Below are 14375 nucleotides of genomic sequence, written 5' to 3'. Positions count from 1 at the left end.
GTGCCTCCTGGGCGGTTCGGTGCGGGACGGGCGCCGGCCCGGCGGGGCACTAGTAGACGTCGGAGAGCCGCGTCCCGGAGCGCCATCGCAGCCGGTACACCACGAGTCCCGCGATCACCCCTGCGACGAACCCGTAGACGTGCGCCGCGTAGGCCACGTTGGATCCGGCGCCCGGAGCGGTCGAGGATGTGACGTAGAGAAGATACTGAAGCGCGAAGTAGCTGCCCACCACGGCCCACCCGGGCAGACGCATCGGGATGAGTCCGAACACCAGCGTGGTGACCCGGCTGCGGAACTGCACCACCAGGTACGCGCCGAGCACCCCGGAGATCGCCCCCGAGGCGCCGATCATGGGCACGGTTCCGTCCGCGTCGGCCAGCGCGAAGCCGTAGGCGGCGACGATCCCGGTGACCAGGTACAGGACCAGGAAGCGGAACTTGCCGATCCGGTCCTCGACGACCGGCCCGAACACGAACAGGTAGACCATGTTCCCCAGCAGGTGCGCGGGCCCCGCGTGCAGGAACATCGAGCTGAGCACCGAGAACCAGACGGACTTGCCCCCGATGCCGCCGCACTCGGGGGTCAGCGGGGCGGCCAGGTCGGTCCGGCCCAGCATCTCGTCGGGGATCGCGCCCCAGCGCATGAAGTAGTCGTCGATCGCGCAGAAGCGCCCCACCATGTCCACCGGGTACCAGACGGCGGTGGTCGCCTGCGGTGACAGCAGGTAGACGAGGACGTTGACCGCGATCAGCCCGAAGGCGACGACGGGTGCGCGACGGACGGGGTAGTCGTCATTGAGCGGAAGCGCGGCCATGGGCCCAGTGTGTCATCTCGGCGTGCGCTTGGGCGCTCCGCAGCGGGCATGTCCACTCTCCCTCGATCTCGACCAGGCGGGTGCCCGGGCCGGTGAGCCAGTCCAGGACCAGTTCGGTCTCCCCCGCCGTGGCGTTGGGGACCGGACCGTACCCGGCGGGTACCCGCTCGGCGGTGGCGGTGAGGGAGCCCAGGAACGCGGCGGGGTCGGTGCCGGGCGCGAGGACGGCGCTGGCCGCCAGGCGGCCGTGGCGGACCACGACGGTCTCCCACCCGGTGGCCCCGGGCCGGGAGGCGACCAGGTGCGGCACCGCGGCGATCGCGGTGAGCCGCTGGGCCCGCCGGGCGCCGCGCAGGAAGGCGGTGAGCCGGTCGCGCAGACTCGCCGCCTCCTCGTAGCGCAGTTCGGCCGCGAGTTCGCGGATGCGGCCGGTGAGGGAGTCCACGACGACGGCGGGGTCCCCGGTCATGGCGGTGCGCGCGGCGTCGGCGTGCACGGTGTAGGCGGCCGGTGTCTCCGAGCCGTCGCAGGGGGCGCCGCAACGTCCCAGTTGGGCGAGTACGCACCGGGCCACCGGCCGGTCCGGGCCGAAGGTGTGCGTGCACTGGCGCAGCGGAAGGGCGTGCAGGATCGCCTCCCTGGCGGCCTCCGCCTCCCTCGGTGAGTTGTAGGGGCCCAGGTAGGGCGCTCCGTCGTCCTTGATCACGCGCACCACGGACAGGCGCGGGTAGGCGTCCGTGGTGAGCTTGACCCAGGCGGCGCGTTCGGGGTTGCGCGAGCGGCGGTTGAACGGCGGTTTGCGTTCGGCGATGATGCGGAGCTCGCGGACCGAGGCCTCCAGGTCGGTGGTGCACACGATGGGGGTGACCCCCTCGACCAGCCCGGCCATCTCCCTGATCCGTCTGCGGGACTCGGCCGCGGTGAAGTACGAGGCGACCCGGCGGCGCAGGTTGTTGCTCTTGCCGACGTACAGGCTCCGGCCCCGGGCGTCGGTGAACACGTACACGCCGGGGCGTTCGGGCAGGCCCTCGGCCAGGTGCCGCTTCTCGCGCTGGGCGCGGGTGGGGGGCTTGCTGACGGCCCGCAGCTCCTCCAGGCTGGTCACCCCCAGGGGCGCGAGCCGGGCGAGCAGCCCGTTGAGCACGTCGACGGTGGCGCGGGCGTCGTCCAGGGCCCGGTGGTTGGGGGTGGTGGGCGCGCCGAAGTAGGCGGCCAGGGTGCCCAGGCGGTGGTTGCGGACCTCGGGCCGGGGCAGCACGGCCCGGGCCAGGCGCAGGGTGTCCACGACCGGGGGCGCGGGCCACTCGACGGCCTCGCGTTCACAGGCCGCCCGGAGGAAACCGGTGTCGAAGGGGGCGTTGTGCGCGACCAGCACCGTGTTCGGGTCCGCGGCCAGGAAGGCGAGCAGGTCCGGCAGGACCTCCCCGACCGGCGGGGCGGTGGCCACCATCGACTGGGTGATCCCGGTCAGCAGGGTGACGTCGGCGGGGATGGGGGTGCCCGGATCGACCAGGGTGGCGAACTCGTCCACGACCCGCCCGCCGCGCACGCGGACCGCGCCGATCTCGGTGATCCGGGACTTCGAGGCGCTGGTGCCGGTGGTCTCCAGGTCGACGACGACGAAGGAGACCTCAGGCAGCGGCGTGCCCAGGTCTTCGAGGCTGGTTTGGACGCCCGCGGGCGCCGCTGACTGTCGAAGCACCCGGTCAGGGTAGTCGGGGCCCACGACCAAACACCGCCGGGCTACGGTCCGCCCCGCCCGACATGGAAAGATGTGGATGACGGGGCGGCACCGACCGCCGCCCCGCGAGGAGCACGACGCAAGGAGGAACCGTGGGGATCGCGATGCCGGGTGACAGTGAGCGTTGGCGATGCACCGGGTGCGGCAATCTCACGCGGTTCGACGTGACCCGGACCGTGCGCTCCCAGGACTTCGTACACCAGGAGTTGTCCGGTGCCGGCGAGGTCGAGGAGCGCACCGTGCTCTCCGAAACGGTCGAGCGGGTCAGGTGCCGGTGGTGCGGCGCCACCGACAGCGTGGAGATCGTCCCCCGTCCCGACGCCGACAGCCCGGTCTCCGGCTCCTCGTCGGAGAGCCCGACGGGTCGGTCATGAGCGCCCGCCCGGAGGCGGGCGGCGAGGCCGACGGCGCCGACCCGGACGACGGGAACGGCGCGGCCGGGACCACGGACGGTGAGGACGGCGGGGAGCTGCTCCGGCGCCCCCTGCCAGAGGCGGTGCGTGCCCGGGTGGTCGAGTACGGCTCCGACGTGCTCGGCGGAATGCGTCCGTCCGACCTCCCCCCGCTGCTGCGCAGGGTCGCCAGGTTCGAACCGCGCCGCCGGGCCAGGCTGGCCGGTCCGCAGATCGCCGCCCAGTTGGAGAACGACGCCGGTTTCCGGGGGATGGTCGCCGCCCGGGTGGAGCAGGTGTGGCCCGAACTCGCCGAGGGCATGCGCGCCGGGGTGGTCCCGCCCGCGGCCGACCCGGTGGCGGTGGCCGCCAGCGCCTACCTGCTGCGGCCCCGGGGCTGGCCCGGGATCATCGAGGACGTCCACGCCGAGCTGGACCGGCAGACCAGCGCCAAGGAGGTGGACGAGGCCGCGGAGGCCCTCGAGGACGTTCGCAGACGCCTGGAGGAGGCCCAGCGCGGGCACCAGGCGGAGCTGGAGCGGCTCCGCGGGCAGATCGGCGACCAGCGCGCGGAGATCGCCGAGTTGCGCCGCAAGGTGCACACCGAGCGGCAGCGCGCGAGGAGGGCCACCGCCGAGGCGGACCGGGCCCTGGCCGAGACCGCCGACCGGCGCCACGAGAGCGAGAGCCAGGTCAGCGCGCTGGAGGTGGAGAACCGCCGGCTGCGGTCCCGGCTCGCGGACGCCGAGGCCCAGGTGGAGAACGCCCGCCGGGCGGTGCGCACCGGCCGCAACGCCGACGAGGCGCGCCTGCGCGTGCTGTTGGACGTCCTGGTGGACGCCTCGCACGGTCTGCGGCGTGAACTGGCGCTGCCCACCGCGCTGGACAGCCCGGCCGACCTGCTCGCCGAGGCGCAGGAGGAGCAGCGCCGGGTGTCGCTGGGCGGTCTGCCAGACGACGACCCGGGGCTGCTGGAGCACCTGCTGACGGTCCCCCGGGTACACCTGCTGGTCGACGGCTACAACGTCACCAAGACCGGGTACGGGACCCTGCCCCTGGCCGACCAGCGCAACCGGTTGCTCACCTCGTTGGAGGGGCTCGCCAGCCGCACCAAGGCGGAGATCACCTGCGTGTTCGACGGGGCGGACGTGGAGGCCCCTCCGGTGGTGCCCAGCCGCCGGGTCCGTCTGCTGTTCAGCGCCCCCGGTGAGACCGCGGACGAGCTGATCGTCCGCCTCGTGCGGGCCGAGCCTCCCGGTCGGCCGATCGCCGTGGTGACCTCCGACAAGGAGATCGTGACGGCGGTACGGCGGGCGGGTGCGCGCGCGGTGCCCTCCCCGATCTTCCTGCGCCGCCTGGACTCGCACGGTTGAACCGGGTTCCCGCAGCCGGGGCGCCCGTACCCGGACCGGCCCCGGGTGCGGACGCCCCGGCTGGGAGCGAACCCGCGCGCGGGTGCCGGCCTGGCCCGGCGCACCCCCGTTCCACTGCCCGAACGCCCGGACCGGGGCGACCGGAGCCGCCGTTACGGGCGAAGTCCGTTCCGCGCCGTGGTTGAGAGGCACGGGCCGGTCCGCTAGGTTCTTCCCGGAGCGTGAGTGCTTCGTCGGATAGAAGGCCGCCCCTGTGCCCTCTCCTCACCGGCGACAGGCCCGCACACTCACACGAGGCCCGTGCCCGCGTACGGGACCCCCGACTCTCCGTCTCCCGAATACCCCATGCGGACTTCCCAATTCCAAGGAGCGTGGACCGCCATGAAGAACCCCGGTGGTCGGCGTACGGCTCGCCGAATCGCTACGACCGGTCTCGGCGTGGTCGCCGCCGGTACCTTCATCGCCCCTGGTGTCGCACACGCGGAGCCGACCCAGGACGAGGTCGAGGACCGCATCGAGGAGCTGAACCAGGAGGCCTCCACCGCGGTCGAGGAGTACAACCAGGCCGAGGAGGACTACGACGCCGCCAAGGCCGCCTACGACGAACTCGACGAGCAGGTCGGCGGCGAGCAGGAGCGCTACGACGAGCTGCGGGAACAGGTCCAGCAGTTCGCCAACGCCACCTACCAGGGCGGTGACCTCAACTCCACCGCCAACGTGCTGACCTCCGACGGCCCCGAGACGCTGCTCGAGCAGAACGCCGACCTGAACTACCTGTCGGAGAGCCAGCAGAGCCAGCTCGACGACTTCGGCGAGTCCTCCGAGCGCCTGTTCGCGCTCAAGGACGAGGCGGAGAAGGCCCTGGAGGACGCGGAGGAGTCCAAGGACGAGGCCGAGGAGGCCAAGGAGGAGGTCGAGGCGGCCATCGAGGAGCAGCAGGACCTCCTGGCCCAGTTCCCCGACTCCGACCCCTCGGCGGAGGGCGCCGACGACAGCGCCGGCCAGACCCACGCGGGCAGCGGCAACGCCGGGGCCGCGCTGGACTTCGCCATCTCCAAGGTGGGGCTGCCCTACGTGTGGGGCGGCACCGGCCCGAACGGCTACGACTGCTCCGGCCTGGTCCAGGCCTCCTGGCGCCACGCCGGCGTCAACCTGCCGCGCACCACCTACTCGCAGGCCGGCATGGGCACGCGGATCAACGACTACGGCTCGCTCCAGCCGGGCGACATCATGTTCTTCTCCGGCCAGGGCCACAACGGCCTCTACGCCGGCAACGGCCAGATGGTGCACGCCCCGAGCAGCGGCCGCAACATCGAGGTCGTCGACCTGGCCGCCTACTGGGCCGGCCAGTTCGAGTTCGCGGTGCGCGTTTAGGCCGTAGGGCCACCTGTCCGTGAGGCCGCCGTCCCGATCCGGGGTGGCGGCCTCACGTGCGGGGCAGGGGTCCGGAGGGCGCGCCGGGCCGAGGAAGCGTATTTCGGACAGTCCACGTCTTGCGCTGGAACGTCACGAAACAGTTGAGAGCGCCCCAAGAGATGCACTAGTGTTCATCGCCGAGCGTGGTTGCTCCTCTTCACCACCCCCCCGGTGGTGACAGCCGCGACCGGGTCGGGCACACCCCCACACCGTTTCGGCCACCCACTCCGGCCCCAGGGCCCCACCCGGTGCAGTCCCTTGTTCCCCCAGGTCTGGAACAGGGGGAGAAAGGTGTTTCCCTGTGTCTGCATCCCGTGGCGACCGCCGGCGCCAGACCGCGGTCATCGCCTCCTTCGCCCTCGGCGCCCTCCTCCTCCCCGCCGCCGTGGCCCACGCCGAGCCGACGGCCGACGAGGTCCGCGAGGAGATCGAGGGCCTCGAAGAGGAGTTCATCGAACTCAACGCGACCTACAACGAGGCCAAGGAGACCTACGAGGCGGCCGAGGAGAAGCTGGAGAGCGTCCTCGGGGACATCGAGACCGCCGAGGAACGGGTCGAGGAACTCAGCGGTGGTGTGCGCACCCTGGCCAACACCGCCTACACCGGCGTGGACCTGACCTCCCCCACCCAGCTGATCGGCGCCACCGGCCCCGAGGAGGCCCTGGAGCACCAGGCCGACCTGGCCTACCTCTCGGAACAGCACCAGGAGAGCCTCTCCCAGTACGTGGAGGAGCTGGAACACCTGGAGAGCCTGCGCGCCGAGGCGGAGGAGACCGAGTCGTCGGCCGCGGAGGCGCTGGAGGAGGCGGAGACCGCCACCGAGGACTCCGAGGAGGCCATCGCCGAGCAGGAGGAGATCCTCGCCGACCTGACCGCCGAGGAGCAGGCGGCGGCCACCGAGAACGTCAGCACCGACAGCGGCGGTGGCGGCGGGGGCGGGGGAGCCACCTACACCGGACCGGCCTCGGGCAACGCCCAGACCGTGCTGAACTTCGCCTACGCCCAGGTCGGCAAGCCCTACGTCTGGGGCGGCACCGGCCCGAACGGCTACGACTGCTCGGGCCTCACCCAGGCCGCCTGGGCCCAGGTCGGCGTGAACCTGCCGCGCACCACCTACGACCAGGTCAACGCGGGCCAGCGGGTGTCCTGGGAGAACAAGCAGCCCGGTGACCTGCTCTTCTTCTACGGTTCCAGCCCGAGCCACGTGGGCCTGTACGCCGGCGACGGCGTGATGGTCCACGCCTCCACGTCCTCCCGACCGATCGGCACGGTCCAGCTGAGCGACTACTACCGCTCCAACTTCGTCGCCGCCGTGCGCCCCTAGGCCCGCGCCGCTCCCGGACGTCCGCGCCCCAGGGCCCTAGAATCCTGGGGTGTCACGAACCCTCATCATCACCAACGACTTCCCTCCGCGCGCGGGCGGCATCGAGTCCTTCGTGCACGAGCTGGCCCGGCGCCGCCCCGAGGGGTCGGTGCTGGTCTACTGCTCCTCCCCCGAGGACGCGGACCGGACCGCCGACCCGCACTTCGACCTGCGCCAGCCGTTCCCCGTCGTACGGGACGCGGCCAGGGTGCTGCTGCCCACGCCCAGCGTGGCCCGCCGGGCCCGGGCCATCGCCGAACTGGAGGGGTGCGACTCGGTGCTCTACGGGGCCGCCGCTCCCCTGGGCCTGCTCGCCGCCGGCCTGCGTCCGCTGGTACGGCGCCAGGTGGCGCTCACCCACGGGCACGAGACCGGCTGGACCGTGGTTCCCGGGGGGAGTTCGGTACTCAGGCGCATCGGGCAGAGCGTCGACACCGTCACCTACCTGGGCGAGTACACCCGGCGACGGCTGACCCGCTCGCTCTCCCCCGCGGCCGCGTCCCGGATGCGGCGCCTGGCCCCCGGTGTGGACACCGAACGCTTCCGTCCCGGGGTCGGCGGGGACGAGGTCCGCCAGCGCCTCGGACTGGGCAGGCGGCCCGTGGTCGTGTGCGTGTCCCGCATGGTGCCCCGCAAGGGCCAGGACACCCTGATCCGGGCCTGGCCCCGGGTACTGGCCGAGGTCCCGGACGCCGTCCTGCTGTTCGTCGGCGACGGTCCCTACGCCCCCCGGCTCCGCTCGGCGGCACGGGGCACGGACTCCGTACGGTTCACCGGCCCGGTCCCCGCCGACGAGCTGCCCGCGCACTACGACGCGGGCGACGTCTTCGCGATGCCCTGCCGGACCAGGCGGAGCGGCCTGGACGTCGAGGGCCTGGGCATGGTCTACCTGGAGGCCTCCGCCACCGGGCTCCCGGTGGTCGCCGGGGCCTCGGGGGGCGCCCCGGACGCCGTGCTGGAGGACCGGACGGGGCACGTGGTCGACGGTTCGGTTCCCGGGCCGACCGCCCGCGCGCTCATCCGGCTCCTGAAGGACCCCGGCCGCGCCGCCCAGATGGGCGCACACGGCCGGGAGTGGGTGTCCGGGGAATGGACCTGGGACCGCACCCTCGAACGCCTCGACGGCCTTCTGGGGGGCGCGGGGACGGCTCCCTAGAGGCCTTCCCCGTGCACGGAGCCCGGAGTGCCGGAGCCGTCGGTGCTCTGGGGGCGGCCGGTCGCGCTGTGGGAGAGCCACTCCTCCCAGGAGCGCTGGTAGTAGCCCCAGCCGTTGTCCCACTCCAGCTGCCGGTCGGTTCCGGTGGTCTCCAGGACGTCCCCCATCAGCGACTGGTCGTGGAACCAGCGTGCGTCCTCCACGGACATGTTGGTGCAGCCGTTGGAGGTGTTGGCGCTGCCGATCCTGCCGTTCCAGGGGGCGGCGTGGGTGAACTCGCCGCTGTTGGAGGTGCGGACCGCCCAGTCCACGTCCAACCGGTAGTAGCCGGGCGAGCCCTCGGGGATGCCCACGGTCGCGGAGTCCATGACCAGCGTCCGGTACTTCTCCATGGTGAGGTGGATCCCGGAGGTGGTGGTGTTGAACCGCTCCTGGGCCGCACCGTTGCTGACCGGGATGGTGCGGACGTTCTCGCCGTCGATCGCCACGTTCATCTCGTGGTCGGGCACGTGCATGGTGGAGACCAGTTCGCGGCCGACCTCGAACTCGATCCGGTGGTCCTCGACGCCGTAGACGCCGTCCGCGGCCTCCACTCCGGACAGGCGCAGGTCGACGGCGACCTCCTGGTAGGGATCCCAGTACTCCTTGGGCCGGAAGACCGCCGTCTCGTCGGTGATCCAGTTCCAGGCGCCCTCCGTCTCCTGTTCGGCCGTGACCTCGATGGAGTTCTCCACCTGCTCCCTGTTCGTGACGGGCAGGTCGAAGGTGACGACGACCGGCATGCCCACCCCGACGACGTCACCGCTGTTGGGAAAGTTGGCGGCCAGTTCGAGGCGCTGCCCGGGCGTGGCCTCCAGGGTGGTGAACTCCGAGACGACCTCGGTCTCCTCACCCGAGGCGTCCGCGGCGGTGGCGGTGACGGTGACCGCGGCCCCGGGCCGCAGGTTCCAGTCGCTCACCCAGGTGTCGCCGCCCTCGTTGAGGGTGCCGGTCACCTCGAAGGCGCTCCCGCCCTCCTCCGGGTCCTCGGAACCGCCCGAGGCGATCTCGTCCGGGGTGGCCTGTTCGATCCGGACGTCGGTGACGGTTCCGTCCGCGGCCCTCACCCGGACCGGGCTGTTGGGCGGGACCGCGGTGGCTCCGGGCTCGGGGGTGATCTCCACCTCCGGCCCCGCGGAGTCCTCCCCCGGGACCGCGGTGCCCTCGGGTTCGGGCCCGCCCGGGGAGGTACAGGCCGCCGTGAGGAACACGAGAGCGGCGGCGGCCGTCACGGCCGGTCGCGGGTGGGAGATTCGTCGCTTCACACCAAGGACCTCCAGCGTCTGTCTCGACGGGCCCGGGCGTGTGCGGAGCGGGTGCGCGCCGGTGTGACGCCGTCGGGGCCTGAATGCACCGCGGCCCGGGAAGAGGCCGCGGAGGTCACCGGAAAAGAGCGCCCCGGTGCCCGGGGGCCGTCCTGGGACGACCGTCCGGCCACCGGGGCGGTGACTCTCGCATCCTACCCTGAGTAGCCAATCCCTCTCAAAGAGTAATCGCCACGTGGGGTGCGCACGTCAGTGCTGGAACTCCTTGCGGTAGTACTCGAAGATCCAGCCGATCGCGGTGAGGATGATCGCGAAGAAGCCGGTGATGACCATCCACCAGCCGATCGCGACGCCGACCGCCGTGAAGGCGACCGCCAGCGCGACGAACATCGGCCACCAGCTGTGCGGGCTGAAGAAGCCGTACTCGCCGGAGTTCTCGGCGATCTCACCGTCGAGGCGCTCCTCGGGCGGGAGCCCGTGGAAGTGCTCGCTGCGGCGGGCCGCCTGCCAGAGCCAGAAGCCGACCATCCAGCCGAAGCCGATGGCCACGACCAGGGCGGTGGTACCAGCCCACTCGATCTGGCCGGTGTCCTGGATGGACCAGTAGATGTACAGGGCAGCAGCAAGACCGAAGAAGGTCGAGATGCCCATGAACAGATAGGCCTGCATCTTCATGGCATGCTCACCCTGTTCCTCTCGGGATCGGTCGCGCCTGGGGCCGCGGCGTGCGGGTGGTTGAGGTCGAAGGCCGGACGCTCGGACCGGATCCGCGGCAGCGACGTGAAGTTGTGCCGCGGCGGCGGGCAGGAGGTCGCCCACTCCAGGGAGCAGCCGTAGCCCCACGGGTCGTCCACGGTCACCAGCGGCGCCCTCTTCGCGGTGATGTACACGTTCCAGAAGAAGATGAGCGTCGAGGCCGCGAGCACGAACGAGGACACCGAGGAGATCTGGTTCAGCTCGGTGAACCCGTCACCGGGCAGGTAGTCCGCGTAACGGCGCGGGAAGCCCATCGCGCCCAGCCAGTGCTGCACCAGGAAGGTGCCGTGGAAACCCAGGAACAGCAGCCAGAAGTGGAACTTGCCCAGCTTCTCGTTGAGCATCCTGCCGGTGAACTTGGGCCACCAGAAGTAGAAGCCTGCGAACATCGCGAACACCACGGTGCCGAAGACCACGTAGTGGAAGTGCGCCACCACGAAGTAGGAGTCGGTGACGTGGAAGTCGATGGGCGGAGAGGCCAGCAGCACACCGGTCAGACCACCGAAGAGGAAGGTGACCAGGAAGCCGACCGTGAAGAGCATCGGCGTCTCGAAGGTGAGCTGGCCGCGCCACATCGTCCCGATCCAGTTGAAGAACTTCACCCCGGTGGGAACCGCGATGAGGAACGTCATGAACGAGAAGAACGGCAGCAGCACGGCGCCGGTCGGGAACATGTGGTGGGCCCACACGGTCACGGACAGGCCGGCGATGGCGATGGTGGCCGCCACCAGGCTCTTGTAGCCGAAGATGGGCTTGCGGCTGAACACCGGGAGGATCTCGGTCGCGATACCGAAGAACGGCAGCGCGATGATGTAGACCTCCGGGTGCCCGAAGAACCAGAACAGGTGCTGCCAGAGGATGGCGCCGCCGTGTTCGGCGTTGAAGACCTGGGTACCGATCATCCGGTCCGCGCCCAGGGCGATCAGGGCCGCGGTCAGCACCGGGAACGCGATGAGCACCAGGACGCTGGTGAGCAGGGTGTTCCAGGTGAAGATCGGCATCCGGAACATCGTCATGCCGGGCGCGCGCATGCACAGGCCGGTGGTGATGAAGTTGACCGCGCCCAGGATGGTGCCCAGACCGGACACGGCCAGGCCCAGGATCCACAGGTCGCCGCCCAGGCCCGGCGAGCGGACCGCGTCCGACAGCGGCGTGTAGGCGAACCAGCCGAAGCTGGCCGCGCCGCCCGGGGTCAGGAACCCGCCGACGGCGATGAGGCTGCCGAACAGGTACAGGTAGTAGCCGAACAGGTTGATCCTGGGGAAGGCCACGTCCGGGGCGCCGATCTGCAGCGGCATGAGGATGTTCGAGAACCCGACGAACAGCGGGGTCGCGAACATCAGCAGCATGATCGTGCCGTGCATCGTGAACATCTGGTTGAACTGCTCGTTGGACATGACCTGCATGCCCGGCAGGAACAGCTCCAGACGCATCATGAGCGCCAGCACGCCGCCCAGGAGGAAGAAGGCGAAGGAGGTGATCAGGTACATGTACCCGATGACCTTGTGGTCGGTCGACGTCATCCAGTTGACGATGATCGACCCTTTGCGTGACGGTGTCTGCCCGTCGTGGGGTTCGGTTGCCATTTACTCGTCATTCTCCTCGGACTCGGTCGCCTCGGCGCCCGTGCCCTCAGCGTCAGTGCCGTCGGCACCCGTGCCCTCGGCGAGGTCGGTCTCGGCGCCGGGCCCCTCGGCCTGCTCGGCCTCGGACGCCTCGGCCTCCTGCTCGGCGGCCCAGGCGTCGTACTCGTCCTGCGGGAGAACCTCGACGTTGAAGAGCATGCGGGTGTGGTCCACACCGCACAGCTCGGCGCAGCGTCCGACGTAGTCGCCCGCGGTGCCCTCGTTGATGTTCGCCTGGAAGGCGTTGTCACGGCCCGGAACGACGTCCATCTTGAAGCCGAACGCCGGAATCCAGAACGAGTGGATGACGTCGGGCGAGTGGAGGTCGAAGTGGACGACGGCGTCCTCGGGGAGCACCAGGGTGGTCTGGGTGTCGCGGTTGGCGGTGCCGTCCGGGTTGGGGACACCGGTCTCGGAGAAGAGCACCTCCCCGCCGTTCTCCTTGGTGTCGTCCATGTAGTTGAACTGCCAGGCCCATTGGAAGGCCACGACCTCTACATGGACGTCCGCGGGCTCTTCGGTGTCGAGCAGGTAGGCCTGGTCTCGCGCGGTGAAGAAGAAGAGCACCGAGATGATGACGATCGGCAGGACGGTGTACAGCGCTTCGATGGGCATGTTGTACCGCACCTGCGGCGGCAGCTGCTCAGAGCGCTTGCGGTGGAAGAGGATCGTCCAGATGAACAGTCCCCACACGAGAATGCCGACCGCGAAAGCCGCCAACCACGAGCCCTGCCAGAGCGAGAGAACACGCTCGGCCTGCTCGGTGATCGGCTCCGGCATGCCCAAACGAGTGAGCTCGTTCGACGCGCAGCCGGTCGCGGCCAGCCCCAGCACGGCGAGCGCGGCGCCGCGTGGTGCCCATCGGCGCAGAGTTGAGCGCCGATTTTCTTGGCGGGTCGGACTCACGGATTGCCTTCCCAGCGGTGAAGCCCGTGGATCCTCCACGGGCGGCCTAAGTATCCAAAGCTTGTCAGGGGGAAACATTATCGCGAACCGCCCAGCGTGCCGTTCATGGGCTTGCCTGGTCAGCGTGTTGCCAGACACGCCCCCCGGAACGCCCGGTGGTCTCGCGGAGCCGGGCCAGGTCGCCCCCGAGGGACTTCCTCCCGGCTGGCTACGAGGCGCGGCCCGGCGTTCCCCCGAGCCCTCGGCCGCGATCGTGTACATCGCCGCCCGCGGCGGTGGTGTACGCGTTCACGGCGCGAGACTAAGGCGAGCGTATCGCTGGGTTTACGACACCCTTAACCGGGTGCGCCTTTTTGCGCGGCCCGGATCAAGATTGGGCCACAGGACGACAACCGAAAGGGGTGGACGTGCCCGAACGACCGCGGCCTCTGGTCACCGTGGAGGCGCTGGGCCGCAAGTGCCCGATCCCGATCATCATGCTCGCCGCCCGACTGCACGAAGTGCCCATCGGAGCGGTCATCGCGGTCACCGCGGACGATCCCGCGGCGAGCGCGGACATACCTGCCTGGTGCCGGATGAAGATGCACGAGTTCGTCGTCGAGCAGCCGTTGGCGCGGGGTAGCGCGTTTCACATCCGCCGGATGTACTGACCGCCCCGCGAGGGCCCCGCGAGGGCCCCGGAACCGGGTCGGAGGTTCCGGTTCCGTTGCGATAACGATTCGCGCCAGCCCGTTTTTCGGAGGCGGCACGGCGCGTCCGCGCCCCCGTCCGGCGCGCGGTGGGGGCGCCGGGCAAGGCGAAGGCCGCGCGGACACGTGGTCCGCGCGGCCTTTCCCGCGCTGCGGGTCCGCCCTGGAGGAGGGTGGGCCCGCGACTGCGGGAGGTCCCTAGCGGGCGTAGAACTCGACGACGAGCTGCTCGTCGAAGGGAACCGGGATCTGCTCACGCTTGGGGCGGTCGATGACCGCGATGCGCAGGTCCTTGTGGCTCACGGCGAGGAAGCCGGCGATCTTGTCGTCGGCGTGGATGCCCTCGGCGGCCTCGACGAACGGGACCATCGAGCGGGACTTCTCCCGAACGCTGATGATCTGGCCCGGCTTGACCTGGTACGACGGGATGTCGACCTTCTTGCCGTCCACGGTGATGTGGCCGTGGTTGATGAACTGGCGCGCGGCGTAGATCGACGCGGCCAGACCGGCGCGCAGGACGACCGTGGCCAGACGCAGCTCCAGCTCGGCGAGCATCTCCTCACCGGTACGGCCGGAACGCTTCTTGGAGTTCTCGTAGATCCTGAGAAGCTGCTTCTCGGTCAGGTCGTAGTACCAGCGCACCTTCTGCTTCTCCGCCTGACGGACGGCGAAGTCAGAGCTGTTGCGACGGACGCGGCGGCCGTGCTCGCCGGGCGGGTACGGGCGCTTCTCGAAGTAGCTGACCGCCTTACGGGTCAGCGGGGTGCCGGCGCGCCGGGACAACCGCACCTTCGGTCCGGTGTAGCGCATGCAGAGTCCTTTCAGGGTGAATCAGGGAAT

13 protein-coding genes are annotated in these 14375 nt (G+C 70.7%); 6 read left to right on the top strand and 7 right to left on the bottom strand.

What is annotated here, in order from left to right:
* Window positions 1–49 precede the first annotated feature (49 nt).
* Window positions 50–814: a rhomboid family intramembrane serine protease gene (locus AC0VYD_RS08680; RefSeq protein ID WP_191273482.1), complete on the bottom strand. Its 765-nt coding sequence runs from the start codon at window positions 812–814 to the stop codon at window positions 50–52.
* Window positions 792–2540: a DEDD exonuclease domain-containing protein gene (locus tag AC0VYD_RS08675; protein WP_475479391.1), complete on the bottom strand. Its 1749-nt coding sequence runs from the start codon at window positions 2538–2540 to the stop codon at window positions 792–794. Before AC0VYD_RS08675 ends, AC0VYD_RS08680 begins: the two co-directional genes overlap by 23 nt.
* Before the next feature lie 107 nt (window positions 2541–2647).
* Between AC0VYD_RS08675 and AC0VYD_RS08670 the strand changes: the two genes are divergently transcribed.
* From AC0VYD_RS08670 to AC0VYD_RS08650, 5 genes are all read left to right on the top strand, one after another.
* Entirely contained in the window at window positions 2648–2929 is a 282-nt protein-coding gene (locus tag AC0VYD_RS08670) for a hypothetical protein (RefSeq protein WP_473040609.1), read from the top strand.
* The gene (locus AC0VYD_RS08665) at window positions 2926–4320 is read left to right on the top strand and encodes an NYN domain-containing protein (protein ID WP_475479390.1); all 1395 of its coding nucleotides are present in this window, start codon (window positions 2926–2928) and stop codon (window positions 4318–4320) included. The genes AC0VYD_RS08670 and AC0VYD_RS08665 overlap by 4 nt, the downstream gene beginning before the upstream one ends.
* A 381-nt stretch (window positions 4321–4701) precedes the next feature.
* Window positions 4702–5694: a C40 family peptidase gene (locus AC0VYD_RS08660; RefSeq protein WP_475479389.1), complete on the top strand. Its 993-nt coding sequence runs from the start codon at window positions 4702–4704 to the stop codon at window positions 5692–5694.
* Between the two features lie 343 nt (window positions 5695–6037).
* Window positions 6038–7060 (top strand): C40 family peptidase, encoded by a 1023-nt coding sequence (locus AC0VYD_RS08655; RefSeq protein ID WP_475479388.1) that lies wholly within the window; start codon window positions 6038–6040, stop codon window positions 7058–7060.
* 49 nt (window positions 7061–7109) lie between these two features.
* A complete protein-coding gene (locus AC0VYD_RS08650; RefSeq protein ID WP_475479387.1) occupies window positions 7110–8255 on the top strand; it encodes a glycosyltransferase family 4 protein in 1146 nt (381 codons plus the stop codon).
* Here the strand turns inward: AC0VYD_RS08650 and AC0VYD_RS08645 are convergent.
* The 4 genes from AC0VYD_RS08645 to ctaC form a co-directional block, all read right to left on the bottom strand.
* On the bottom strand, window positions 8252–9559 hold the full coding sequence (locus AC0VYD_RS08645; protein ID WP_475479386.1) for a L,D-transpeptidase: 1308 nt from the start codon (window positions 9557–9559) through the stop codon (window positions 8252–8254). The genes AC0VYD_RS08650 and AC0VYD_RS08645 overlap by 4 nt on opposite strands.
* A gap of 249 nt (window positions 9560–9808) precedes the next feature.
* Window positions 9809–10234, bottom strand: a complete 426-nt coding sequence (locus AC0VYD_RS08640; protein WP_473040615.1) for an aa3-type cytochrome oxidase subunit IV — start codon at window positions 10232–10234, stop codon at window positions 9809–9811.
* Window positions 10231–11901, bottom strand: coding sequence for an aa3-type cytochrome oxidase subunit I (ctaD, locus tag AC0VYD_RS08635; protein WP_191273464.1), 1671 nt, complete (start codon window positions 11899–11901; stop codon window positions 10231–10233). Before ctaD ends, AC0VYD_RS08640 begins: the two co-directional genes overlap by 4 nt.
* Complete coding sequence (gene ctaC, locus AC0VYD_RS08630) at window positions 11902–12846, bottom strand: aa3-type cytochrome oxidase subunit II (RefSeq protein WP_444544295.1); 945 nt, start codon at window positions 12844–12846, stop codon at window positions 11902–11904.
* 401 nt (window positions 12847–13247) lie between these two features.
* On the opposite strand from ctaC, the gene AC0VYD_RS08625 reads away from it, so the two are divergent.
* Window positions 13248–13496, top strand: coding sequence for a sulfurtransferase TusA family protein (locus tag AC0VYD_RS08625; protein ID WP_452545994.1), 249 nt, complete (start codon window positions 13248–13250; stop codon window positions 13494–13496).
* A gap of 237 nt (window positions 13497–13733) precedes the next feature.
* Here AC0VYD_RS08625 and rpsD read toward each other — a convergent pair whose 3' ends face one another.
* Entirely contained in the window at window positions 13734–14345 is a 612-nt protein-coding gene (rpsD, locus tag AC0VYD_RS08620; protein WP_452545992.1) for a 30S ribosomal protein S4, read from the bottom strand.
* Between the last annotated feature and the right edge of the window lie 30 nt (window positions 14346–14375).

The sequence above is a fragment of the Nocardiopsis sp. iso_40 genome, assembly GCF_056173285.1.
This window is presented reverse-complemented; position numbering and strand designations above follow the sequence as displayed.

Coding starts and splice junctions, on each gene's coding strand:
- AC0VYD_RS08665 (WP_475479390.1), top strand. CDS start 2,926: ATGAGCGCCCGCCCGGAGGCGGGCGGCGAGGCCGACGGCGCCGACCCG.
- AC0VYD_RS08680 (WP_191273482.1), bottom strand. CDS start 814: ATGGCCGCGCTTCCGCTCAATGACGACTACCCCGTCCGTCGCGCACCC.
- rpsD (WP_452545992.1), bottom strand. CDS start 14,345: ATGCGCTACACCGGACCGAAGGTGCGGTTGTCCCGGCGCGCCGGCACC.
- AC0VYD_RS08660 (WP_475479389.1), top strand. CDS start 4,702: ATGAAGAACCCCGGTGGTCGGCGTACGGCTCGCCGAATCGCTACGACC.
- AC0VYD_RS08640 (WP_473040615.1), bottom strand. CDS start 10,234: ATGAAGATGCAGGCCTATCTGTTCATGGGCATCTCGACCTTCTTCGGT.
- ctaD (WP_191273464.1), bottom strand. CDS start 11,901: ATGGCAACCGAACCCCACGACGGGCAGACACCGTCACGCAAAGGGTCG.